Raw genomic sequence first — 25,780 nt, forward strand, 5'->3', positions numbered from 1 at the left:
TGAAAAGAAAAAAGAAAATTTTTCATAAAGTGTACTTTGTACTGTTTTCATCTTAAAAATAAAAGATTGCCTAATAAATATACTTGCCAACACAATCGCTTTATTTATTTTACAAAGGATAACATATATAATAAATGAAGACATTTCTTTGATTCACGATTAAACATATGATTTCCTTCCACTGTACTATATTTTTTCGCGAATAATAGAAAAAAGCGAAAATGACCTTTCTCTTATAAGAGAAAAAGTGTAAAATGATTATCGCTAATAGTAAAACGTTTATTTTGAAAGGAATCTTGGTATGATTAATGTAATAGCAGTCATTTGTGCGTATTTAATCGGTTCGATTCCGTCTGGATTATGGATTGGAAAAATTTTTTATAAAACGGATATTCGAGAATTTGGAAGTGGTAACTTAGGTGCTACAAATACATTCCGCGTATTAGGAAAAAAAGCTGGAATGGTTGTTACCATCATGGATATTTTAAAAGGTACAGTAGCAACGATACTACCAATATTTCCGTTTTTCAGTGATACGATAGTACATCCTCTTATTTTAGGAGCAATAGCCGCGGTTGGACATATGTTCCCAATCTTTGCAGGTTTTCGTGGCGGAAAAGCTGTGGCAACATCAGGCGGTGTATTGTTAGGTTATTCATGGCCGTTTTTTATAATTTTAATCATCGGCTTCTTCATCAGTTTAAAACTGACGAAAATTGTTAGTTTATCGTCAATGGTTGTATCTGTCATAGCCGTGATTTATAGCATTATTTACTGGTTACTTACTGGTGATTACGCATTATTTATCTTAGTATTGATTTTAGCAACTTTTATATTTTATCGACATAAATCCAATATCAAACGCATCAAAGAAGGTACGGAACCGAAAGTTAAGTGGTTATAATGTTTTTCGAAAGGATTTGGCGTAAATGAAAATTATTATTTCGGATGAAGCGTTGGCTTGGTTCAAAGAAGAAATGGAAGTAGAATCAGGTGATTACATAAGGTTTTACGCTCGTTACGGTGGTTCTTCCCCTTTCCATGAAGCTTTTTCTTTAGGAATGAACCGTGAAAAGCCTCATAATATTGGGGTTGAAACGGTTGTAGATGGCATCCATTTTTATGTTGAAAAAGATGATGAATGGTTTTTCAATAATCATGACTTATATGTTTCTATTGATTCAAAAACGGATGAATTAATTTACGACTATAAAAAAATCGAGTAGGAGGGAGCGATTAACTCCCGTCCTCTCACACCACCGTACGTACGGTTCCGTATACGGCGGTTCAATTAAGATGATTGACGCAAGTCTTTATAACTTCCGTGAATAGCTGTTCTCTTTATGCCAGTGGTCACTCCACCCTCCAAGAGGTCTCCCACGGGATTCACCGCTTCCTTCCTCAAGTGAGGTACTACGTTTTCTGTGTTCATCATGACTCACTGAATGCCAAGGGCTATTCTCTCTTAATTGTTCGGTCCTTCTTAGTAGTTCTAAACCAACTAATACTATGACCTCTGCTGACTTCTGACGGTTCAGCTACTTATCACTAAGTAGGTTATGAAGCGTACTTCACATATCCGCCAGACCTCCCCGGGTAAGAATGTAATCTTTCCTTCCATCTATCTGCTTCATTTACTCTGTACCACCTTTGGCAGAAAGGACTTTGTTTTGTTTAGCAAACTCATCCAATGATACCTAGCCTTATATGAAGTTCGTGTTCCTCAGACCGGAAGTTTGCCGCTCGCTTCCTTCAGATTCCGCGTCACCACGGACACCCTTGCGTTAAGCTAACTGTTACTTCTGCCTTCACAGTTCGGGACTTACACCCTATAGATTACACCCATGCCAGGCGCACTAAAAAAAGGAAGTGGATCAAAAAATCCACTTCCTTTTTACTTAAAATTTTTTTATATCGATAACTTCTTTTTCGTATCCAAGTGCTATTACCATTTCGTTATATGCATTTAACACTTCATTATATAATAGGTTTACCTGTTCTTCATTTACTTCTCCATCCATCTCATAGCGTGCAGCATCAAATTGGCTACTAAATTCATTTAATTTCACTTTAAGAGTTTCTACTTGTTGCGATTGTCTCGCTTCCTCACTTGCATATGTATAAACATTAAATGAATGCTGGTTAGCAGTAAATTTTTCAATTAATTCGGTACGTTTTTTTCCTTTGACTGAAGCAATTTTTTTTAATTGTTTCATTAGATCCATTACATTACGGCTTTGATTTACGAGCGTTTCAACCATATTCATATGCAATGTCCCTCCCCAACATACTTAACTATTATCCACTTCATTATTTTATCAAAATTAAATGTAAATAGCATAAAATCTAGTACAAGTAAATAAAAAAAGCAATCATATTCAATCGAGTAGGAGGGAGCGATTAACTCCCGTCCTCTCACACCACCGTACGTACGGTTCCGTATACGGCGGTTCAATTAAGATAATTGACGCAAGTTTTCATAACGAGCTTCAAGACTTTTCAGCCCTTGGTTTCTCCAATAGGAGTTACCAAGGGTTCTGTGTAATATTGGACTATTTGAAATACGCCAATAACTCTTCCGAGTATTTCCCCATTCATACGCTTGCCATTGTGGTACGCCAAGTTGAATAAGGTTGCGTATCTTTGTTTTCGGTTTCTTCCAGTTCTTCCATAGACACATTCGAAGTCTTCTACGAATCCATTTATCTAATTCAAGGAATATAGATTTGGTGTCTGCTAACGCAAAATATCCACACCATCCCATTAGATATTGATTCAGTTTCTGAATGCGGTATTCCATCGGGTAGGGCATCTTGCGTGATGTGATTTCACGAACTTTATTCTTCATTCGTTTAAGGCTTTCTTTTGCGATACGAACCTTTGGCTCTTTATGATAGGTATAGCTAAATCCTAGAAACTTACGTTTCCATGGACGGTCGACCGCTGATTTCTTTTCATTTACTTTCAGTCGTAGTTTTCCTTCAATGAATCGTTGAATGCTTGCCATTGTGCGAAGTCCTGCTCGTTTACTTTTCACGTAAATGTTACAGTCATCCGCATATCGAACGAATTTGTGTCCTCTTCTTTCCAATTCTTTATCTAGTTCATCTAGTACAATGTTAGATAGTAGCGGACTTAATGGTCCTCCTTGTGGAGTTCCTTCTAATGTGCTTGACACCACACCATTAATCATGACTCCCGATTGTAAATACTTACGAATCAATTTCAGTAATGGTTTATCTTGGATTCTCTTCGCGAGTGTACCCATTAATCTGTCATGGTTGACCTTATCAAAGAATTTCTCCAAGTCCATATCTACAACCCATCGATGTCCATCTCTTATATATTCTTTCGCTTTCCTCACCGCATCATGGGCACTTCGGTTTGGTCTAAATCCGTAGCTGTTTTCAGAGAATGTAGGGTCATACACTTTTGAAAGTACTTGGGCGATTGCTTGTTGAATCAAACGGTCTGTTACGGTAGGGATTCCTAGTAAACGAACACCGCCGTCAGGTTTCGGGATTTCGACTCTGCGGACTGGCATTGGTTCATAAGTTCCCTTGAGAATTGCCTCCTTAATAGATAGCCAGTTTTCGACTATGTGCTGTCGTAGGTTTTGTACGGGCATCATATCTACTCCGTGGCTTCCTTTATTCTGTTCTACACGTTTTAGTGCTTGAAGCATGTTCTCCCGTGACAGGATTTGATTCAAAAGCATCGTTATTCTCCTTCCGTGAATAGCTGTTCTCTTTATGCCAGTGGTCACTCCACCCTCCAAGAGGTCCCCCACGGGATTCACCGCTTCCTTCCTCAAGTGAGGTACTACGTTTTCTGTGTTCATCATGACTCACTGAATGCCAAGGGCTATTCTCTCTTAATTGTTCGGTCCTTCTTAGTTGTTCTAGACCAACTAATACTATGACCTCTGCTGACTTCTGACGGTTCAGCTACTTATCACTAAGTAGGTTATGAAGCGTACTTCACCTATCCGCCAGACCTCCCCGGGTAAGTACATGCACTTTCACACCATCTATCCGCCTCATCTACTCGATATGACCTTCGACAGAAAGAGCTTTGTTTTGTTTTGCAAACTCACTCAATCATACCTAGCCTTATATGAGGTTCGTGTTCCTCGGACCGGTGTTTTGCCTCCAGCTTCCTTCAGATTCCGCGTCACCACGGACACCCTTGCTCTTGGCTAACCTCTACTTCTGTCTTCGGGGTTCGGGACTTACACCCTATAGTTCATGTACATGCCGGGCGCACAATAAAAAAGAAACTGGCCTTTTGCCAGTTTCTCACGAATTTATACTTCTCCTCTTTTACGAGCAGCAGCTTCATCTTTAATTTCTTCACGGAAACCTTCGATTGCTTTACGGCGACGCTCATTCTTTTCTCTAATTTTTTCTCTTTCTTCAGGACCTGCAAATTCCATACTTGCTTCTGCTTCATGAATATTTTTAATTGTATTTTTCACCATTGTTTGTAATCGTTCTACGTTGTTTGAACGATTGTCTGGATTCGGTTTTCGATTTGCCATTGAATGCTCCTCCTCCTTCAAAAAATTCAGTATTAGTGTGAATCGAATAATATGAAATATGCATCTGGGATTGCTTAAGAATTTGGTTCCGATTCCATTAATTCATTTTTCAATAATTCCTCATATTCTTTTGAAGTTCTGATTTCAACCGTAATCGCCCCAGGTCTGTAATAAGCTTGAATGAGAAAAGGGATTCCGGTTGTATTTTGGAATTGGAAGTCTAAGCCTCCAAATGAAACCGTAGCATCTCTTCCTTTTGGAACGTATCCAACATCCATGGAATGATGATGTCTTTCGATAATTTTAATTGGAAGCTGATCAACAGCATTAAATAATGTGGAAGATGTTTGACATATGCCTCCACCAATTCCCATTACCAATTTTCCATTCACGATTTCAGGTGCTATTTGATAACCGTAAGCAATTTCTCTAGGTCCAACGACTGCATTAAAGGAAAATGTATCTTCGCTGCCAACAATGATGTTATGAATAGCTGCAGCTGAAATCTCGATGTTTTTACTTCTCCCTGCTTTATTTGGATTAAAGAATGTAGTATAGGAAGCGAGTACAACTTCTTTTAAATGAGGAATATCAGTAAGTCGATAATTGCTATCAGTAATCTTTAATGGGATTTCAATCTTTCCACCAGTAAATGAGCGCTTTAATATTTCTTCTAACAACTGAGTAGTATTGACTTCAATTCTTGGGGAACCTTTAATAATTTCACCATCTTCATCAATTCGATCAAGGGACATTTCTTTGTAGTAATATGGTTCAATTTCATGAATCCATCGTTCCACTTCACTTTTGAAGATATTTAAGTCTAATTCGATGTCATAATCATACGGATGAAAGGAATGGACTATCTCCTTTGATTCGGGATCAATTATCTCGATGTTGATGGATTGATTATTAGAAAAAGGAAAATCAATCGTGGAAGCATTCACAAAAGTCTGGTTCAGAAACATTAATAAACTGAAAAATACAAATAACTTCTTCATCAACTATCAACACAACCTAATCAATATTTTTATAATTATGTTTCCCTATTTGTACGGACTCATACAAAAAATGAGCAGTCTGAAAAATCATTTTGGATGGCTGATTGTCATGTACGTTTTAGTCACAGATTAATTTTGCAGCGAGGGAAACTTGCATTGATTGTCGGAGGAGGAGAGATTTATATAAGTTAATTGTTATGAAGAAGTAGGGGTGTCAAGAATTTCTCTCGACACCCTAAGTAAATAAACAAGGAAAATTATTTAAAATTTAAACTTTTGCGCTGTTTCGTTTAATGTTTCTGCCATTTTTGCTAATTCATTTGCTGCCGAAGCAATTTCTTGCATTGTACCATGTTGCTGTTCTGATGCCGAAGCAATTTCTTGAATGCTGCTTGATGTTTGCATTGAGCTATTTAATACTTCATTAATGTGATGTACAATTCTTTCAACATGTTCTTTAATTGTTGAACTTTCATCTAAAATTTTATTCATTTGAGTGGAGACTTTTTTGACAGCAATCGTAATATTCGAAAACTCATTTCCTGCTTTATCGACATATTTCATTCCATCCTGAACCGCATTATTTCCTTCGTTCATTGCAAGAACAGAATCTGAAATTTCGCTTTGAATTTCTTGTATTAATTTACTAATTTGTCGAGAAGCATCACTAGATTGCTCTGCAAGTTTTCGAACTTCATCTGCTACCACGGCGAACCCTTTTCCATATTGACCTGCTCGAGCCGCTTCTATCGCTGCATTTAAGGCTAATAAATTAGTTTGATCTGCAATGTCTGTGATTACTGAAACAATCTCATTAATTTCATTCGATTTTTTACCAAGTAAATTAATTGCCTTTGTTGCAGTGTTTGTTTTACCTTCGATTGCTTTCATTTGGTTGATTGTTTCTTGAATGACTTCAGTACCTGTCATAGCAGCCATAACTGCATCATCTACATTATTATTCGTTTGTTGTATGTTTTCTGTTATCGCATGAACACGATTTGATATATTGGAAATAAGTTGGTTACCTCTTTCCATAAAACTTGTTTGTTCATCAGTACTAGCTGAAATTGTCTGAATGGATGCGGAAATTTGTTCTGTAGCAAGCAATGTTTCTTCTGAGCTTGCTGTAAATTCTTCGCTTGAAGCTTGTACTTGTTCAGTAGCCTTCTTAATTTCTGCTACTAAAAGTTTAACATTATGAACCATATCATTGAAATGTTCTGTTAATTGGCCTATTTCATCTTTATTTTTACATTGAATTTTTTCGATATTTAAGTTCCCTGCTGCAACTTCGTTCATGCCTGCTGCAACTCGCAATATTGGTTTAGTAATCGTTTGAACAATCATGATGCTGAACAAGATAATAAAAATTGCTGAAATTCCAATAATGATATATACAGTATGCTGAATCGTTTTCGCTTCATTTAATACAATTTTTTCCGGCGTTTCTAAAATTAATCCAAAGCCAACTGATTCAATAGGAGCATGTGCAAATATGTATTGTTCACCATTTAGACTAAGAGAAGAAATGCCCGAACTATTCAAGCTCTCTTTTAGAATATTGACTGTTTCTTGTTCAAGATTAGACTCATCAATATGTTTGCCAATTATTTCTTCATTATTAGCAACTTGGATATATCCTAAGTTGTCAATTAAAACTAAATTAGAAGAAACATCTTCATCATTTTTTAATAGTGTGTCGACCAATATTTCAAAATTTGCAGAGCCACACATAATTCCTATTATATTACCGTTGTCATCTTTAATGGGTGTCGCCCCTACGATGATTCGATTACCGGTAGCTTTAGATATTAATACTTCAGAATATGTACTTTCTCCTTTTAAAGCAATTGGATAATAACTACGATCGGAATAATCAGATCCAATACTTTCAGGTTTTGAATGAGCTATAACGGTTCCATCAGTATTAAGCACAAACATCGTTTCAAATACTTTTGATCGCGCTTCAAGAGTTTGTAAATATGGAATCATACTTTCAGAATCCATCGATTTCATAACATCACTTTCTGCTGCAACTTGCATTTCTCCCATCTGTGCGGAAAACCATTGATTGACAAATTCCGCTTTACTTAACAAAAGATTGTGCATTGCTTCTTCTTCTTTTTTGACAGTAATTTTACTATTCATGTTTTGAATAACAAATGAAACTAGAATTAATGGAAGCACTGAAACCAGTAAAAACCAACCGATAAACTTCTTTTTAATGCTATACTTTGCATGTAAACTTTTAATTTCCCCCAAATGAACCCTCTCCCAATAAATATAATTTTTAGATTTTTCAATTTATTATATAACTAAAACGATTAGAAATAAATAACTTAATAGTAATTTAATGGTTGTAATTTATGTTCATTTTTTCTATTATTCTAACATAATTTTCTAAAAAAGGAGAAAATTCTGCACTGAGCAGATTTTTCTCCTTATAAACAACACAAACGTATTTGAATATGATTTTAATAATGTTGTTCATAAATTGTTTTGTAAACCAAATTAACAATCGATTTTATAAATAAAAGTTAATACAACATTTCAAATAAACGGCTGTCCGCAATATTCGTATCGATTGGGCATACTTTTGAATCTCTACCATACTGCCATATCCATACATTTCCTTTACATGATACTTTTGTTGGATCGAATTTCGGTGCTAATTGTGCTTTCGTTACGCCAGGTGCTGGTTCTGCACTCCATAATATAGCTTGATTGGCAACGAGTTCATCATCGCTGACAGCTTGACAATAAGCATTTGCAAAGTTTCCTTCCGTCGGATCATGATAAAAGCCCGGTTTAAAATCAGTGTTATACAAATAATTGACATAACCACGAATCCAATTGCTGTCTACTTCAAAAAACCGTTCAACATTTGCAAATATCGGAGTTCCCTTTCGAATACCGAGCCGTTTTGCATGATAAGAAGCAAACATTGCAACCATTCTTCCTTCGTTCTCTCCAACTGCTCTTTTAAAATCGTTATATATTGGGAGTATCTTTGTTCCGCTATTGTGGAGCAGTTCAATTTCTTCGCGATCTAAACCGTCAGAAGCTCCTTCTACACGTGTTAAATATCTCCCCCAAAACTCAGGTTTCCCATAATTATTTAAAACACAATTGTAAAGGTCTGTCGTCACTTTTTGTGATGAATCAACACCCCAATGATAAGTAACCACTTCCGTACCTCTTTTCTATTAGTGTTTCCACTATTTATATATATTGAAATGTAGCAACAATTGTTCATAGAAATGAAAAATGAGGGCCGCATTTGACCCTCACTGAATTCATATCTTTGTAAAGATAATGCCCATCAATGCCGTGATTATCCCAACGATTTGATACAATTTTAGTTTTTCATGAAATACGACAAAACTTCCACAAACTACGACTAAGCAGCTTAATGATACGATGGAAAATACTATACTTGCAATTCCCGTTTGTAAAGCAAAGAAATAACAACTATATCCAATTACACTAATTATTCCTACCACAAAACCAATTTTTGCTTCCGGTGTCTGCCATTTCTCTTTTTGAATGAAGCTGTTAATCATTAAATAGACGGTACCTCCGCCGTACATGCAAATTAACATGTTGAGTGGCTGAATGTGCAAATATGTAGATGCTTTCATCAATATACCGAGAACACCAAGTGAGAGAATGGCAAAGCTAATTCTCATCATCCAAGGTAAATATTCTATATGCATATGATTGGAAGGAGAATATTGAATCAAAACGGCTGAACAAATCATGATGATAATGCCAATCCATTGCAGGAGCGTAATATGTTCATGAAAAATTAATGCTGCGCTTAAAATAGGAATGATTGCATTCATACTAATTAATGAACTGGTGATGCTTGCTGGTCCTTTTTCAAAGGCTTTAGACATTTGAATATTGCCGTTTGTATTTAATATTCCGATTATCGCTCCAAGTACAACCGAAGCAAAGTTAAAATTATGTAATCCAACAATTAATCCATAAATCATTGTTAAAATAAAAGCAATCAAATAAAAATAAAGTTGAATATGTATTTTTGAGTACCCTTTAGTAGTACTCCATTTAAAAATCATATTATTTGCACCAAAACAAAACATGGTAGACAATGCTGCCCCGACCCACATAAGTAAGCACCTCTTGCAAAATTTAATTCATTCTATTTTAGGTTCTATACATTGAAAATTTCAATGATTTTTCAATCAATAATTTTCTTTATTTTCACCATATTTTCTACCTTATGTTATTTGCTATAATGATAACTCAAATAGAATGGACCCACCTCAAACCAATGGAGAAGGGTCCAGTACATAAAACAATATTAATAATTTTTTTCTAATCGCTCTTGTAAATTGATTAAAACTTCCTTGGCTCTTCCTTCTATTATACAATCAAAGTAGGTTGAATGATGTGCAATTTCTTTATTGATGTACACTTTTTTTCCTTTGGTCATCTTAGGAAGTTGGTTTACCGGATATACTTCCAAACTTGTTCCAATAACGATGACTAAATCTGCACTTTGAATATTTAATAATGCATTGTGCCATGCTCTTTCAGGAAGCATTTCACCAAATAACACAACATTTGGTCTTAAGTTTCCTTGACAATGAGCACAATGTTCCTTGGCTAAAAAAGCTTCTTTTGAAGCGCTTCTTCCACACGAATGGCAACGAAATGTATAGATGGATCCGTGCAACTCTTCTACTTGGGTGTTGCCTGCTTTTGAATGGAATCCGTCGACATTTTGAGTAGCAATGTGTTGAAGGATTCCTCTTTTCTCCCAATTCGCAAGAATATAATGTCCTTCATGGGGAGAACATTTGTCCAGTAAATTAATTCTCATAGAATAAAATTCATGAAACAACGGATAATTGGATTCTATAGCGTCAACTGTTGCAACTTGCTGCGGGTCAGTTTTTGTCCACCAACCAGATGCAGAACGAAAATCGGGTACACCGCTTTCTGTTGACATACCCGCACCAGTCAATACAATTGTTTTTTTCGATGAACGAATCCATTCAACAACTGTTTGTATTTGGCTCAAATCCCCCACTCCTCTCTCTTATCCTTATCAATATTTATCTCATAAATTTTCCAAGAAGAAAATAAAAAAGTGCGATGGAAGTAGTGAATCCATTAAAATGCTTTATCGTACAGTTTATATATCTGCTCGTGCGGATAGATAAAACGCTTGTTCGTATGAATATGTCGCTTGTGCAGATAACTAAATCGCTCGTGCGAAAAAGCAGAACACTTGTTCGGATAAATGAATAATCGTGCGGATGAATATATCACTTGTGCAGATAACTGAATCGCTCATACGGATGAATACATCACTTGCAGATGAACCACAAACTTGTGCAGATGCATACAAGTTCGCGCTGATGAAGCCTACTCTTGTTCAGTTAATAATTAAAAGTCTGTGCCAACATTACTTAACAGGCACAGACTTTTGTTCATCATCGTAGTAAAAATTCCGCAGTTATTTCATATCCCCGCATGTAATCTGGTGAACCCGGAAAACTTTGCATAAAACCATGAACGTTTCCATCAAAGCGAACAAGTTTTACATCAACACCAGTATTTTTTAATATCTCTGCAAAATATTCTCCTTCATCACATAAAGGATCGTATTCCGAAACAAAAATTAAAGTGGGTGGCATTTGAGCTAAATACATATTATTTGTGTGAAGGGGGGCATAATAGGAAATAGATGTATCCTCAAGATTGGAGATATTCAAAGAATGCAATGTTAAATCAATTCCGTACTTTCCATTAAAAAGCATTCTTGAAATATGGGGACTGTTCTTTATATGTTGGTCTAATTGAATAATTGGATAATGTAACACTTGCTTTTTAAATTGGAAATTTTGCTGAATAGTGAAATCAAGAACAATACTGATGGCAAAATGTGCGCCCAAACTTGGACCACCTATTGCAATATGATCCGAATGGCCTCCTAATTTTTCAACGTGTTCTATAATCCATTTTGTTACGTTATAACAACATTGAAGCATTGATGCTTTATCCGAATTCGTATCATAATCGACTGCAATCACTTTGTAGCCAGTTAAAGAACAAATCATTCGACAACTAACATCATGGCTTTCAACACCACCCGGAATAAAATCTCCTCCGGGGAAAAAAATGAAAATAGGATGTTTTTCCGCTTCATTTGGTGTATAAATGCGAATGGGAATCTCAGAATTCCCTACTTGAACAATTCGATCTTCCACTTGAAATACTTTTGGACGTTTTTCTAAAGGTGGATTTTTTACTTTAATCCCCGTTTTCCTTGCATCCGGATGTTGTTGGAAGTACTGTTCGATATATAAATGAATCGGCATTACTTCACTCCTTTCATTGACATAATTGTGATGGATTGCTCCATACTAATCGATACACTGTACAATTAGAATGTCCAAATGAATAAAAGGATATGACAAATGAAAAAAACTAAGTATAGCCACTAAATCAAGTTTCTATACTTAGCATGAAAAAATTGTGCTGCTTAACAAACTCACTATTTCAAATTTATCTCTATAGTTAAGGGAATCATCCTCATCGACGAAAATTTTCGCAATAAATCCACTTCAAATCGTTGATACTACTGGATTTTCACCCATTTTTTCATTAAAACCATGCACTCTCAGACGCATCGAAATCTAATTGAATGAATAACTCCCTTCAAAATGAGCTGTAAATCGTTTATACAGCACGTATTTAATAGTGAAAATTATTCCTTTATTTTACTTTTAACTGCATATAATGTATATTATATGCAGTTAGATTTTTTTCATGGAAAAAGTATTTTTATTGAATCGGTACATTCGCACGTTTTAAAAAAATCGCATTCGCCTTAAACGAATACGATTTCGTGTTAATTACTCTTCCCTATTCCATTTTTTAGATGAAAGGAGGTTTTAAGATGAATACACAGGAAGCAAAAAATCAATTGGACTATTATGAAGATGAATTAGATATTTTTTATACGTATATGGAGGATTTAGGTTATTCGCCTCACACGATAAAATGCTATCTGTCTGATGTACAATCTTTTCTATTGTTTCTTCATGAAAAAGATGATCAATGTGTTCCACTCGATGAGGTTGGATCGAAGCATATTCAAGCGTATTTGAGGAAAACACAAAAAGGCAAAGCCAAAACAACTCGCAACCGAAGATTAATGTCTTTACGAACATTTTTTAAATCTCTTGTGAAAGCGGAAGAATTAACCGTAAACCCAGCAGCAGAAGTTGATTTAGCGAAAACAGAAATGAATTCTCTTCCTACCTATTTAAATGATGATGAGCTTCGACTGCTTTTTAAATGTATTAAGCATGATCAATACTATATACGCAATAAATGCATTTTAATGCTTATGAGTCTAGCTGGATTACGTGTCATAGAAATACATAATCTGAATACAACAGATCTTATTCGAGATGAAGATGAGCCAGGGATTAAAGTATTAGGAAAAGGAAATAAATCCAGATATATTCCCTTACCTACTCCTTTGTTTAATTTACTTTTAGAGTACGAACGAATGTATAGACCTTTACCAAAACCTGAACATCAAAATGCTTTTTTTGTTTCGAAACGCGGAGAAAGAATTTCAAGAAGAAGAATACAAATGATTGCAGAAGATACTTTTGCTTCGTTAAAAAGTTTGCCTGATTTCACTTACTTACAAAACAAAAAGTTATCATCTCATAAATTGCGGCATACTTTCGGGACTAGACTTGTGCGCGGCGGAGTTGATCTTGTTACAGTACAAGAATTAATGGGACATACAAACTTGAGTACAACCCAAATTTATACGCACGTGAATAATAAACAAAAGCAAGAAGCGATGAGAAATCAAAACGTTGGGAAATTTTTTGAATGAGGTGTCTAGAAAGGCGAATACTTCCAGACACCCTTCACTTTCTACAGCAGGAGCAATGACTTCACAAAATTTTACTACTATGAATAATAAATAAATTTTATTGCATCCATTCGTAATCTTCTCTCACATTCTTCGCAGCGGAAAATTTTACTCTTATTTTCCTTAAATAATTGATATTTTAAAGACCCCTCATATAAATTAAATTTTTGTTTGCAGCTAGAACAAATTACCTCATAGTAAATCATCGTTTTCCTCCTTAGTGAAATGTTTTTAGTTATGACTCCAAATAACATTGCTGAACATCTAACTATGGACTTCGCATAAACTTACCACAAGAAGTTTTTAAAAAAGATATGCATAACAACAATAATATGCTTTCAATTTTTAATGATCTAGGAGATTGCTGAACTTCTATGAGAGGAGTAATATGATAAACAGTATAATATTCAAAAATACCTTAATAGTTCCTTTTTAATTGCAAAGCTATGTAACCGTTTTCATCTTTAGATTTAATGTTACATTCTATTAGTTGATTATGATGGCATTTTCAATGTTTGTTGTTCCAATTTTTTACTTATAATTTAATTATAGAACAGTCATACAAAAAATGAAACTAAAGAGAATTCATGAAAATTTTCTGAATGGTTATCAATATCCTAACTGCTCATTTATTGATTCCTTATCAATAAATTCCATTTCTATTTAATTTGTTTACACAAAACATATATAAGACAAAATATATCGAATGAATATTCTAAGCACACACCCATTAGTCATTTGCCTCATATTCTAGACAAAAAAATAAATTGAGGGAAGTGAACTATGGGAATTGAGTTGACGGCACTGCATTGGATCTATGTTGTGTTTATTGTATTGATCATCGGCTTTATGGTGAAACGCAGGGACACTACATTAATTTGTATAGTGGGTATTTTTTTGCTGTCTATTACAGCAACCGGAGATTTCGTTGCTTCCATCAGCAAAGTGTTTTCAAGCTTCATTTATGCCATCACCGAGTTATTATCGACCATCATCATCATTTGTGTCATTGTTGCCATGAGCCGCGTTTTACTGAAAACGGGCATTAATGAAGTGATGGTTTCCCCATTTGCAAAAATTATAAAGAATCCAACTTTAGCGTTTTGGACAATCGGAATTTTAATGATGCTAATTTCTTGGTTTTTCTGGCCTTCCCCAGCTGTTGCATTACTTGGTGCTGTTTTGTTGCCTGTTGCTATTCGTGCTGGACTCCCCGCTCTAGGTGTTGCGATGGCAATGAACTTGTTTGGCCACGGTATTGCCCTCTCTGGTGACTTTGTTATTCAAGGAGCGCCGAAATTAACAGCCGATGCAGCTGGACTTCCGGTTCACGAAGTCATTTCTGCAAGCATTCCTCTAGTGATTGTGATGGGGATTGTTACGACAGTTGTAGCATTTCTATTGTTAAAACGGGATATGAAGCGCGGTACGATTGACATGATTGGAAATTTTGATGGTGAAACTCAGGAACAAGAAGAGGTTGACACAAATCTTTTATCGATGAGACAAAAGCGAATATTTGCGATATTGATACCAATTGCCTTCTTATTAAATGTAGTGGCTATGTCTATATTTGATTTAACTGGTGGAGATGCGACAGCATTAATTGGTGGAACAACGTTAGCACTTCTATTACTCCTTTCAATGTTTGCCCATAAAAATGCTGGACTAGAAAAAACGACAAGTTATTTAATTCAAGGTTTCCAATTTGGTTTTAAAGTGTTTGGTCCTGTTATTCCAATTGCCGCATTCTTCTATTTAGGAGATTCTGGATTTACTCAAATCATCGGCAATCATTTACCAGAAGGATCTCAAGGCATCATTAATGATTTAGGGGTCGCACTAGCAGCGGTTGTGCCTTTAACCGCTGAAATTGCTGCAGTGACAGTTGCAGGAGTTGGCGCAATTACAGGGTTAGATGGCTCCGGATTTTCTGGTATTTCGTTAGTAGGTTCGATTGCTAATCTATTTGGTACAGTGATTGGTGAAGGAACTGCTACTCTTACAGCATTAGGTCAAATTGCAGCCATTTATGTTGGTGGTGGAACTTTAGTACCATGGGCTTTAATTCCAGCAGCAGCAATCTGTAATGTCAGTCCATTTGAGTTGGCTAGAAGAAACTTAATTCCAGTAGTAATTGGATTATTTGTGACGACAATTGTTGCGATGTTTTTAATATAAATAAAGAAAGAAACCGTATAACAAACGTTGCGGTTTCTTTCTTTAGTGCGCCTGGCATGGGTGTAATCTATAGGGTGTAAGTCCCGAACTGTGAAGGCAGAAGTAACAGTTAGCTTAACGCAAGGGTGTCCGTGGTGACGCGGAATCTGAAGGAAGCGAGCGGCAAACTTCCGGTCTGAGGAACACGAACTTCATATAAGGCTAGGTATCATTGGATGAGTTTGCTAAACAAAACAAAGTCCTTTCTGCCAAAGGTGGTACAGAGTAAATGAAGCAGATAGATGGAAGGAAAGATTACATTCTTACCCGGGGAGGTCTGGCGGATATGTGAAGTACGCTTCATAACCTACTTAGTGATAAGTAGCTGAACCGTCAGAAGTCAGCAGAGGTCATAGTATTAGTTGGTTTAGAACTACTAAGAAGGACCGAACAATTAAGAGAGAATAGCCCTTGGCATTCAGTGAGTCATGATGAACACAGAAAACGTAGTACCTCACTTGAGGAAGGAAGCGGTGAATCCCGTGGGAGACCTCTTGGAGGGTGGAGTGACCACTGGCATAAAGAGAACAGCTATTCACGGAAGTTATAAAGACTTGCGTCAATCATCTTAATTGAACCGCCGTATACGGAACCGTACGTACGGTGGTGGAGAGGACGGGAGTTAATCGCTCCCTCCTACTCGATTTTATATGCTTTTGTGAGTTAATGTTCAAAACCATCAACGTATCTTCCATCTTTCGGAATTGCCAATTCATCGAAGTGATGAACTAATTGGGCTAATCCATTTTCCAATTCTTCACCCGACATTGGAACACCGTGTCCACATAGTGCCACTCTTGGACGAAGATAAGCGAGTTTTGTAACGCTTTCTCTTGCTAATTTCCAATTCGTTGTAAAATATTTAGGTGGGCCAGAGATTTCCTTTTCTTGTACAAAAACTTTAAACAAAGACTCTTGTTTCACCGTAACGAACGCATCACCAGCAATTAGCGCACGGTCGCGTTCACGAAAAAGAGAGATATGACCTGGTGAATGTCCCGGTGTTGGAATCCACTTCCATTCAGGTAACATCGGGATTGTTCCATTTTTCGGCAGTGCATGAACAAAAGAATCTAACTGTATTGGCTGTTTAGGAAAGTATGGTGACATTCTCGCAACGAGTCCACGATCTACCGTAGGATCTGGATTTGGATAGCTTTGTTCTCCTATTAAAAATGGGATTTCTTCTTCATGGGCATATACTGGGACATTCCAATGTTTTACTAAATCAACAATTGCGCCAACATGATCAAAATGTCCATGGGTTAAAAGAATCGCTTTTGGGCGGGCATTTTGACCGAAACGCTGCTCAGCTTCTTCAATGATTGCATTAGCTGATTTCGGCATTCCCGCATCAACTAAAACCCATTGATTGTCTTTATCTGGATCACCAATAAAGCAAACATTGACTACTTGGATTGTAAAATGATATAAATCCTCTGTAATGTTTAGCCCTACCCCACTTAATATAGAAGTGACGGGAATAAATTTATAATCATCACCATAATGTAGCTGTTCGGACATTTCATTACCCCCTTTACATATTATTGAGTATTTCCAATTATGAATTCTTTATTTGTTCAAGAACTTCATTTTGCACTCGCTATTGTCATTCATATGTATGAATTGTTTTATTAATAAAAAAACTGTAAAAATTCTTCCGTGGAAGAAGAATTTTTACAGTTTTCATTAAATATGATAATCAATTGGTTCGTAACCATCGACAAAATGCCAGTCGTAAGGTGTTTCTTGGTAAACATAGTAGTTCAACCAGTTATAGAATAATAGGTGGGCATGTGCTCTCCAACTATTTTTTGGTTTTTTTGTTGGGTCATTGTTAGGAAAATAGTTTGCTGGAATGTCTATTGGTAATCCTTTCTTTACATCACGCTCATATTCTTCGGCAAGGGTTGTTGCATCATATTCCAAGTGTCCTGTAATCATAATGTGTTTATTATCTTTTGATTGAATGATAAAAGGTCCTACTTCTTCAGAATAGCTCAACAATTGTAAATCAGGATGTTGTTGCACTTCCTCTAAGGAAACTGACGTGTATCGAGAATGAGGTGCCACAAATTCATCATTGAAACCACGAACTAAATCGTTTGTTAAGTCTGTTATAGTGTGTGAATAGATACCAGAACATTTTTTCGGCAACTCAAATTTCCCTATTCCGAAGTGATAATATAGTGCTGCTTGTGCCGCCCAACATATATAAATTATCGATGTCACATTGTCTTGTGCCCAGTCTAAAATTTCAGTTAATTCTTTCCAATAATTAACTTCTTCAAATTCCAACCGTTCTACTGGTGCCCCGGTAATGACCATTCCATCAAAACGGCGATGCTTGATTTCATCAAAAGTTTTATAAAACATCTCTAAATGGCTTTTTGACACATTTTTTGGCTCATATGAAGCTGTATTTAAAAATGTTACATTTGTTTGTAAAGGAGTGTTACCGAGTAAACGCAATAATTGTAATTCTGCTTTTTCTTTTTCAGGCATCAAGTTAAAAACCAAAATATTTAATGGTCGGATTTCCTGTGATAACGCACGGTCTTCTTCCATGACGAAAATCTTTTCATTTCTTAAAATTTCTCCAGCTGGTAAATTCTTCGGAATATTAATTGGCATTTCTCATGTCCCCCAATTCTACATTTAATTAATAAAAAACCCTCTCATTCCAGCATAGGAAATGAGAGGGTACAAACATTTCATGTACGCACTCTCTTATCTCCCAAGGCATAGCCTTGCTGGAATTAGCACCTTTCTAACAATCGTTAGAGGTTGCTGAAGCTTCATTGGGCCAAGTCCCTCCGCTTCTCTTGATAAGAAAGTTTTGAATCCTTATAAAATTAAGATAATCCTAACACATTTAATAGGGATTTGCAATATTAGGTTATTTTATTTTACTCTGCATTTTTGTTAGCCATTCCGAGCTCTCTTTCTCATTCAATTCTTGTTCTAATTGTTGATCCCAACTATTAAATAATGTATTCCATACGCGGATAAATAATTCCTTGTTTTCAGCGTTCCAAATAATGAATTCGATACAAGGGACATCATTTACTTGAGTATTTTCCATTGATAGTATGGATTTGATTTCTTGATGATCTTCTTCCAGTTCCGTCGCTTGCATGTTTTGTATTGCTTTCATCATAAAAGGTGCACTTACTGGCCCCTCTTCATTACGTATATAACGATAGATTTGTTCCGGAAAATCATCAAAGTCTAATACTTCCTCAATATCGCCTTCTACGATTTGATGATGTACAGGGCTATATAGTAGCTCTATTGCTACGGGTTCTAATTCCTCTTCAAATACTCCTAGAGAAAATTGTTTCATTCCTTTTTCGGTAAGTTGATAATAGTTATTTTCCCGTATCAACAACCCATTTTTTTGCATTTTCCGTAATAAATCTTCTATAAATAGTGGCTCTACCAGTAAAATTTCACTGAGCTGTTCAGCCCTTTCGAAAGTTGATTTTTGGCAAGAGAAAAGTAAGATTTTCATTAATATATCCATCGTCCTCTTTCGAACTGGCTGATAAGTGATTTCATACGTATGCATCGGAATACACCAAATATCCGTATGAATGATTAAAGCAGATTTTTCTTTTTCAAGCTTTTTTATTAATTGTTGCTGTATTTGATGGAGTTCCATGTTTATGTTAAGAACGTCTCCTTCGTTATTTTTCGAATACCTTGTTGTTTTTCCACTACTTCATATAGATATTGATACATTTCTTTAGTGTTCTTTGCTTTTGGTCGATTCATGAACATTTCTGAGCTGCCAATAATCATCAGTAATTCTCTTGCTCTCGATAATGCAACGTTTAACCGGCGGTAATCTTTTGCAAAACCGATTTCTCCATGTGGATTGTTTCGAACCATACTTAGTAGTATAACGTCCATTTCCATACCCTGGAATTTATCGACAGAGCCTGTCCGAATATGTAAATGGGACAAATTCAACTCTTCTATTAACAAATTAACTCGATTTACTTGCTCTCGATAGAAACTAATCACACCAACGGATTTTAAAGCATCATTTTCAAGTAAGCCTTGTTCTTTTGATTTTGCAGTTGCTTCGTTTAAATCGATTAATAGTTTCCGTATTGTTTCTAGTTCGGAAGAGTTAAATAAACTAGCGCCTTCCTTCATTCTTTCTTCAAAGTAATGTGGCTCGTTTGGTAGATCGAACCATAATAAATGTTCATGGCGTTTTACATAATTTCCATTTAATTTATGATCTCTTGCTTCATCAGAATTATCTAAACCACAATGTAAGGACTCGTTGCCGGTCCTATAAAATGGAGTGATGGTTTGCATAATCTTTTCATGCATTCTGTATTGAATTCCTAGCATTTTCTTATTTGTGCTAGGTAAATTTTTATATAGGCGTTCAAATAATGATTCTTCCAAAAGCTTCTCGAGTTCCCTTTTTTCTTCAAAAGTGTCGCTTTCTTTCATAACTACTTCCAATGTTTCTTCAAATGTATCGTCACCGATTAATGGTGGCAACTGATGGTGGTCACCGACAAGAATAATTTTTTTCCCTTTTAACATTGGAAGTAATAATTCAGGCGGTGTTGCTTTTGATACTTCATCAATAATGACGACATCAAAAATAGGATAATTGTCCATAAAATCTTTATTTGCGGAAGCAACACAAGTTGTACCAATCACATTTGCATGTTTCACATATAGTTTTCGGATTTCATCTAAATCGTGTTCAGTAGAATTATTTAGTAATGAAAACCATTCTTTTTGAATTTCCTTTGTGATTGGCAACAGTTCAATTTGTTGATGTAATTTTTCAATTTTTAATTGGAAATCCTTAATTTTTTCTTTCGTTTGTTCCAGTTCGAACTCAGGATTTTGTTTTATGAGTTGTTGCAACTGTTCAGCTTTTTTCTCTAAAACAATGCCTTGTCGATGTAATTCTTTTAATTCTTTATGTATGGTCGATAATAATTCTCCACCATTGGAAAGTTCTTTTTCAATTGTGGCAATCTCTTGATTGATTTGAGCTTTTTCATGTTCATATGTTTGATAATTGGCTTGTTGTTCAGTTAGTGAAGAAATCTTTTCATTTAATGCGTCGATGATAACTTGTAACTCGTCAATAGATGGTATGAAATCTGTGTTTTCTATTTGGAAATTCTTTAGTTCTTGATGATATTGTTGAATCAATTGTTGCAGTTGCATCTCTTTTTGGCTTAACGATTGAATATGTTGTTCGCTAAGCCCTAATTGTAGTGAATATTGTTCCGCAACTTCCATTTTTAATTTTTCAAAAACGGTTTTCGATTCTTCTGCTAATCCTTTGAATTGCAATAATAGCTCATTGACATAAAGCCTTCTGATATATAGGCCGCGTATAGAAGGAATTCCATTTTGGCGATTGATTTTTTGTTGTTTAAAAGCAAGCGCTAATTTATCTAGAAACTCATTCACTTCATGTAAAGAATATTGATGATTTGGCGGCAGCTGAACGGGCTCTATTTGAATTTTTAATGTTTTTTCATTGTATTCAATGGCTTTTTCAATCCGTTCAGAAATTTGCTTCGCGGGTTTTAATTTCAATATTTGTTGATAAATTTTGTCCATATCAAGCAGCAACTGATTAATGACAAACCCTCTTTTGATTCCATGAGTTTCAATAAATCCTTCTACTTCTTCTAATTTTTTATAAGATTGCAATTGGTTAAACGTATCGCTGAATTCCTCTTGTTTTCTTTTCAATATTGTGATTTCATCTACTACTCGTTGCCATTCAGCTTGTGCTTCATTCAATTTTTGTTCCACATGAACATAGTTGATTAAGTTTTCACTTTCTCGAATGTGTTTTTGTGCGTCTTTAATTTCTTGCTGAATTTGATTAAGACCTTTGCTTGCTATCGTTTCTTCGATTTCTCTGAGCTTTTCTGTCCGTTCGTTTAAAGAGTTTTGCAATGTTTCGATTGATTTTTCGGTTTTATCTTTTTCTTTATGCTTAGAGATAATTTGTTTCTTTAGCTCAGCAATCGACTCAAATATACCTTTTAATTCTTTCTCGGCTTCCTTTTTTCGCAAAATATCACGTTCAAGTTGAGCTACTTTTTCTGTTAGCTGTTCAATTTGCGTTTTGTAATCATCTATTTCTTTTTGTAATAATTCTTCTTTATGCTCATGTTGGTTAATTTCCTTCGAAATGGCATCAAAGGTTTGTGTTTTCCAATATTCTGCAACATTTTCCTCAATAAATTTTTTGCCTTCTTCTTCAATGCTTTCTGTGCGACCGTACCGTAAAATACGAATATCTTTATTTGCTAGTAGTCTTCCAAGGGCATTATCAACAGCTAAATTTGATTGGGAGGCAATAAGCGTTCTTAGCCCCATTTTGACGTTTTGATAACAAATTTCAGAAATAACGGTTGTTTTACCTGTGCCAGGCGGGCCTTGAATGACAAATAAATCTTCAGCTTCTAGCGCACCCCTTACCGCTTCTCTTTGATATTTGTTTAAATTGTTATGAAATTCAATATCAAGATGGTTATTGCGTTGTGCTACGTTTGGAACATCTTCAAATAAAAAGTTTTCTAGATTAGGATTTGCGGCAAGTCCTTCTTTTAGTCGATCGAAGCCTTTTAAAAGACGATTTAACTGAGATTTTGTCGAGGCATTGCTAAAGGTGATGGAATCCGTATGAAAATCAAAAACATTTTCTTTTGCTAATTTACTTATTTGAGGAGCTAATTCAATTTCGATGGTTTGATGTTGAATATTTGTTTTGACAATTTCCCCAATTTCATTTTTTATGCCATGAACATAAGCGTTCATCCCTTTTAACGATTTCCACTCTTTATCGTGAATACCACGTACCTTTAATGAAACCGTTGAAAAGTCTGAACTGTAAGAAATGGATTGGATATTTGCCTCGATGTCATCGATGTTGGCATTTTTATATAAAACTTTTAAATAACCTTCCCAGCTTGAAATCCGTTTATTTACATAGTCGAATTTTTCTTGTGCTACAGGTAATTGAGCGATGGTTTTTATAAAGTGCTCTGAGTAAGAATGGCCATTGATTCTAGAAGGGACGAAATGGATTCGCATGCCCTTTCGTCTGTTTGTATCAACGGGTGTATGTTTACCCTTTGTTCGGAAACTTTTCGCTATAAGGCCATTTTTTATATCAAATACACAGTCTAAAATCACGACGCGTTCGTTCATTTTTTTCGATAATTTTTCATTTCGACGATTGTCAAAATAAATCGTAAGGGATAGGGATGTTTCTTCTATCGATTGTTTTTCTAAAAAAACAAAAAATGATGATTGTAAACTAAAAAAGGCATGTTCATCGGTAAAATGTTCCTTAATCGCTTCTCGGGCTGTGTTTGTTAAGACGATAAAACATTTTGTTAATTCTACAGTTTGCACCATGAACATCCCTCCTTTTTACTCACAATCGTCATTATATCAAAAATGATTCATCCAATATAGAATTATCGTTAAAAAGGAAAATGACTAGCCATAAAACTAGTCATTCATTTTATTAAGAAGTTTTTTCTTTTTTTGTTCGAGCAATTTCGTTATATTTTGAATCCCATTCAGGATCAACTTTTCGAAGTGGAACAGGTTTGAAATCGTCTTTTTTTACTAAGATATTTACAGTCGTGCCACTTGCGGCAACAGAACCATCTTCGTGTAAAATTTCATAACCATATGTAGTCCGCAATTTGTCATGTTGTTCTACCCATGTACGTACTTTAGCAATTTGTCCATATCTCATTGATTTTTTATACTGGATGGATAAATCGATGACTGGCGAAACATAACCCATTTCTTCTAATTTTGCATAGTTAAACCCTAAATCACGAATGAGTTGGGTTCTGCCCATTTCCATCCAAATAAGGTAGTTTGCGTGGTAGACAACCCCCATTTGATCGGTGTCGGCATAGCGGATTTCTACTTCTTTTTCGCTGAAAAACATGATATCACCTCTAAAACAGTATACCTCAATGAAATAATCGTGCAAATGAGAGATGCGAGATATATCAATTTTTTCCATCTATATTTGGGGAGTTTTTTGGAAATAATACTGATACTTATACGATTTGCCTACTCTACAAAAATTGGATAGTGAGATACGATGAATATAAAGCTTCTAATGCGATATATTGGCAGCCTCTGGATAATTAAATATTATATTAAAATGAAAAAACTGATGTGAATGGACTATATCCTTCCATCAGTTTTTGTCTTAAAAACCAATTAATGTATTGATCAATTTGAGATCATTGAGAATATTTTCTTTATTGTTTTTGACATTTGTATACCAAGATTCAATAATTTCCATCGCTTTATCTTCAATTTGTTGATTTTTCTTAATTAAAGAAACAATCGTATCAATGAATTTAGTTCGCTCTTCATAAAACTTCGTACGCATTTCGAAATCTCTATTCACTTCCACCTGAAATACTTTACCAAGGCGGATGATTCCTAAATTTACATGTTGTTCAGCATAAAGGCTTGACCCAACATAAGCCAACTTTTCTTGAAATGAGACAGGTTCATCTTTAAAATAACTTGCCATTAAACTCTCTACTTCATTAGTTACAGATTTTAACTTATTAACTTGGGTTGGAGCGAGTTCTTTTGCTTGTTCAAAAATAGGTAACATTGCAAGGGTATCATCAAATAATTCCTTCACCTTTTGAATTCGTTCTGAATCATGAGGAAGGTTTAATTCATGGTGAATATTTTCAAATACATATAATCGTTGGAGATATCCTGTTAGTAAAACAATTCCGTTATACACTTTTCTAGCATCCATTGTCATATGAATCCCACTTTCATTTCAAATCTCTTTTTGAACATAACATAAAACAAATGAAAACAAAATAGTTGATTTTTATGAAAATTAATAAAATACGGATTTTTAGTTGGCGACATGAAATTGAAAGGGCCTGTCCGACAATTGTACTTTTGGACAGGCTTACTGCTTATAAGTCAATTTACATTCCAATATATATGGAGTAATGGAGAAAGCGACTTATGAAAAGAAGGCGTCTTGAAAAATCTCTTGAGACGCCTTCTTCTTTACCATTCAATATTTGCAATAATTCCTTCTTTATCGTGAAGATCTAAAACAATTCGGGCTGCCATTGCATCTCGATGCAATTGTTCCTCAATGTAAAGTCGAATTGCTGTAATGAAATTAACAGTGTTATAAGGTTCCATTTCGCCGTTTACATACGCTTCAGCTGTAAAACCACTAGCATCATCATACATCAACTCTACTTCCACATCTTCTGGATTGACATGTTTAAATTTAGCGTGGAATAGACAAACGGCATCAATGATCTCTTGTTCAGATAACGTTATCTTCTCCAATTTTCCGTAACCTCTTTTTCACTTTTTCGTTTAATCATGAAATAAATTTTAATGATTAAATATGCAATCAATAAAATGGCACCGAGATTAATAACTAAGCCTAAGAGATTTCCTAGTAATCCCATGTCAGCAAATAGGCTTCCAAACAATAATCCAGCAAGTCCACCGATCATAAGACCTTTCATTAATCCACCGGAAGAAAAACCACCCTTTTTCGTGGAAGAAGCTGTATTATTGTCGTTTTTATTTGTTGTTGCTTTGTTAACGCTACCATTTGTACTAGCATCATCATTTGTCATGCGGTTTTTTGTTGCACCATTATTGCCGCTAAAACCTTTTTTACCTGATTTGTAAGATTTGGCTTCAACAGTGATGTCCCCACTATCGTGAAATACAACTGTACCAACATTAGAGAAAACTAATGCAAATGCAAGTACAATGGCTGAAAGTTTTTTCATTTTAAATCCTCCTAATTTACACCTATTGATGTCATACACTACCAGTATATCAAAATCATGATTGTGAACAAACTAAATACATATTTTAATTTTATAATTACATTTTAGTATACATAATAATATTATATAAACCTAATGATTATTTCTTAATAGTTTTATTACAATAATGATAAGATTATTATTCATGCAAAGAATTGTATAAAAATTTATTGTACAATGATGTTCAAAGAGGTAATATAAAAAA

At 35.2% G+C, this 25,780-nt stretch carries 23 protein-coding genes and 1 riboswitch; of the genes, 5 read left to right on the forward strand and 18 right to left on the reverse strand.

Translation table 11 applies throughout. The features are described 5' to 3' along the window. Positions 1-301 precede the first annotated feature (301 nt). Both plsY and NSQ18_RS14335 read left to right on the forward strand, forming a co-directional pair. Entirely contained in the window at positions 302-904 is a 603-nt protein-coding gene (gene plsY / locus NSQ18_RS14330; RefSeq protein ID WP_168412572.1) for a glycerol-3-phosphate 1-O-acyltransferase PlsY, read from the forward strand. A 25-nt stretch (positions 905-929) separates the two neighbouring features. After that, complete coding sequence (locus NSQ18_RS14335) at positions 930-1,226, forward strand: HesB/YadR/YfhF family protein (protein WP_168412573.1); 297 nt, start codon at positions 930-932, stop codon at positions 1,224-1,226. Between the two features lie 65 nt (positions 1,227-1,291). Here NSQ18_RS14335 and NSQ18_RS14340 read toward each other — a convergent pair whose 3' ends face one another. The 10 genes from NSQ18_RS14340 to NSQ18_RS14385 form a co-directional block, all read right to left on the reverse strand. Then, a complete protein-coding gene (locus NSQ18_RS14340) occupies positions 1,292-1,435 on the reverse strand; it encodes a hypothetical protein (RefSeq protein ID WP_172597779.1) in 144 nt (47 codons plus the stop codon). Positions 1,436-1,898: 463 nt separating this feature from the next. After that, positions 1,899-2,267, reverse strand: coding sequence for a hypothetical protein (locus NSQ18_RS14345; RefSeq protein ID WP_016838096.1), 369 nt, complete (start codon positions 2,265-2,267; stop codon positions 1,899-1,901). Between the two features lie 188 nt (positions 2,268-2,455). Next, positions 2,456-3,718, reverse strand: a complete 1,263-nt coding sequence (gene ltrA, locus NSQ18_RS14350) for a group II intron reverse transcriptase/maturase (protein WP_339289584.1) — start codon at positions 3,716-3,718, stop codon at positions 2,456-2,458. Positions 3,719-4,306: 588 nt separating this feature from the next. Further along, positions 4,307-4,540, reverse strand: coding sequence for a small acid-soluble spore protein Tlp (gene tlp, locus NSQ18_RS14355; RefSeq protein WP_016838095.1), 234 nt, complete (start codon positions 4,538-4,540; stop codon positions 4,307-4,309). Positions 4,541-4,614: 74 nt separating this feature from the next. Continuing rightward, complete coding sequence (locus NSQ18_RS14360; RefSeq protein WP_100216190.1) at positions 4,615-5,541, reverse strand: VanW family protein; 927 nt, start codon at positions 5,539-5,541, stop codon at positions 4,615-4,617. 261 nt (positions 5,542-5,802) lie between these two features. Continuing rightward, a complete protein-coding gene (locus tag NSQ18_RS14365) occupies positions 5,803-7,806 on the reverse strand; it encodes a methyl-accepting chemotaxis protein (protein ID WP_339288467.1) in 2,004 nt (667 codons plus the stop codon). 275 nt (positions 7,807-8,081) lie between these two features. Continuing rightward, on the reverse strand, positions 8,082-8,732 hold the full coding sequence (locus NSQ18_RS14370; protein ID WP_016838092.1) for a glycoside hydrolase domain-containing protein: 651 nt from the start codon (positions 8,730-8,732) through the stop codon (positions 8,082-8,084). 108 nt (positions 8,733-8,840) lie between these two features. Next, positions 8,841-9,677: a DMT family transporter gene (locus NSQ18_RS14375; protein ID WP_016838091.1), complete on the reverse strand. Its 837-nt coding sequence runs from the start codon at positions 9,675-9,677 to the stop codon at positions 8,841-8,843. Positions 9,678-9,871: 194 nt separating this feature from the next. Further along, positions 9,872-10,594, reverse strand: a complete 723-nt coding sequence (locus NSQ18_RS14380; protein ID WP_339288470.1) for an NAD-dependent deacylase — start codon at positions 10,592-10,594, stop codon at positions 9,872-9,874. A 415-nt stretch (positions 10,595-11,009) separates the two neighbouring features. Beyond that, the gene (locus tag NSQ18_RS14385; RefSeq protein ID WP_339288472.1) at positions 11,010-11,897 is read right to left on the reverse strand and encodes an alpha/beta hydrolase; all 888 of its coding nucleotides are present in this window, start codon (positions 11,895-11,897) and stop codon (positions 11,010-11,012) included. A gap of 581 nt (positions 11,898-12,478) precedes the next feature. On the opposite strand from NSQ18_RS14385, the gene NSQ18_RS14390 reads away from it, so the two are divergent. From NSQ18_RS14390 to NSQ18_RS14400, 3 genes are all read left to right on the forward strand, one after another. After that, complete coding sequence (locus NSQ18_RS14390; protein WP_339288474.1) at positions 12,479-13,438, forward strand: tyrosine-type recombinase/integrase; 960 nt, start codon at positions 12,479-12,481, stop codon at positions 13,436-13,438. An 822-nt stretch (positions 13,439-14,260) separates the two neighbouring features. Beyond that, the gene (locus tag NSQ18_RS14395; protein WP_096551106.1) at positions 14,261-15,658 is read left to right on the forward strand and encodes a hypothetical protein; all 1,398 of its coding nucleotides are present in this window, start codon (positions 14,261-14,263) and stop codon (positions 15,656-15,658) included. Between the two features lie 467 nt (positions 15,659-16,125). Next, positions 16,126-16,269 carry a hypothetical protein gene (locus tag NSQ18_RS14400; RefSeq protein WP_172597779.1) on the forward strand — a complete coding sequence of 48 codons (144 nt, stop codon included), beginning with the start codon at positions 16,126-16,128 and terminating at the stop codon, positions 16,267-16,269. 91 nt (positions 16,270-16,360) lie between these two features. On the opposite strand, the gene NSQ18_RS14405 is transcribed toward NSQ18_RS14400, so the two are convergent. The 8 genes from NSQ18_RS14405 to NSQ18_RS14440 all read right to left on the reverse strand — a co-directional run bounded on the left by NSQ18_RS14405 (position 16,361) and on the right by NSQ18_RS14440 (position 25,536). Further along, positions 16,361-17,221 carry an MBL fold metallo-hydrolase gene (locus NSQ18_RS14405; protein ID WP_016838085.1) on the reverse strand — a complete coding sequence of 287 codons (861 nt, stop codon included), beginning with the start codon at positions 17,219-17,221 and terminating at the stop codon, positions 16,361-16,363. A 165-nt stretch (positions 17,222-17,386) separates the two neighbouring features. Further along, positions 17,387-18,331 carry a homoserine O-succinyltransferase gene (metA, locus tag NSQ18_RS14410; protein WP_016838084.1) on the reverse strand — a complete coding sequence of 315 codons (945 nt, stop codon included), beginning with the start codon at positions 18,329-18,331 and terminating at the stop codon, positions 17,387-17,389. Positions 18,332-18,424: 93 nt separating this feature from the next. After that, positions 18,425-18,532: riboswitch (SAM riboswitch) on the reverse strand. 64 nt (positions 18,533-18,596) lie between these two features. Next, positions 18,597-19,361: a hypothetical protein gene (locus NSQ18_RS14415; protein WP_096551102.1), complete on the reverse strand. Its 765-nt coding sequence runs from the start codon at positions 19,359-19,361 to the stop codon at positions 18,597-18,599. A 2-nt stretch (positions 19,362-19,363) separates the two neighbouring features. After that, entirely contained in the window at positions 19,364-23,125 is a 3,762-nt protein-coding gene (locus NSQ18_RS14420) for an AAA domain-containing protein (protein WP_339288477.1), read from the reverse strand. A gap of 112 nt (positions 23,126-23,237) precedes the next feature. Beyond that, positions 23,238-23,675, reverse strand: coding sequence for a thioesterase family protein (locus NSQ18_RS14425; RefSeq protein ID WP_096551098.1), 438 nt, complete (start codon positions 23,673-23,675; stop codon positions 23,238-23,240). A 270-nt stretch (positions 23,676-23,945) separates the two neighbouring features. Next, positions 23,946-24,524, reverse strand: coding sequence for a transcriptional regulator (locus tag NSQ18_RS14430; protein WP_096551096.1), 579 nt, complete (start codon positions 24,522-24,524; stop codon positions 23,946-23,948). Between the two features lie 260 nt (positions 24,525-24,784). Then, positions 24,785-25,078, reverse strand: a complete 294-nt coding sequence (locus NSQ18_RS14435; RefSeq protein WP_339288480.1) for a YxcD family protein — start codon at positions 25,076-25,078, stop codon at positions 24,785-24,787. Then, positions 25,066-25,536 carry a hypothetical protein gene (locus NSQ18_RS14440; RefSeq protein ID WP_339288482.1) on the reverse strand — a complete coding sequence of 157 codons (471 nt, stop codon included), beginning with the start codon at positions 25,534-25,536 and terminating at the stop codon, positions 25,066-25,068. Before NSQ18_RS14440 ends, NSQ18_RS14435 begins: the two co-directional genes overlap by 13 nt. Positions 25,537-25,780: the final 244 nt, after the last annotated feature.

Source organism: Ureibacillus sp. FSL K6-0786, from assembly GCF_037965165.1.
GTDB lineage: Bacteria > Bacillota > Bacilli > Bacillales_A > Planococcaceae > Ureibacillus > Ureibacillus thermosphaericus.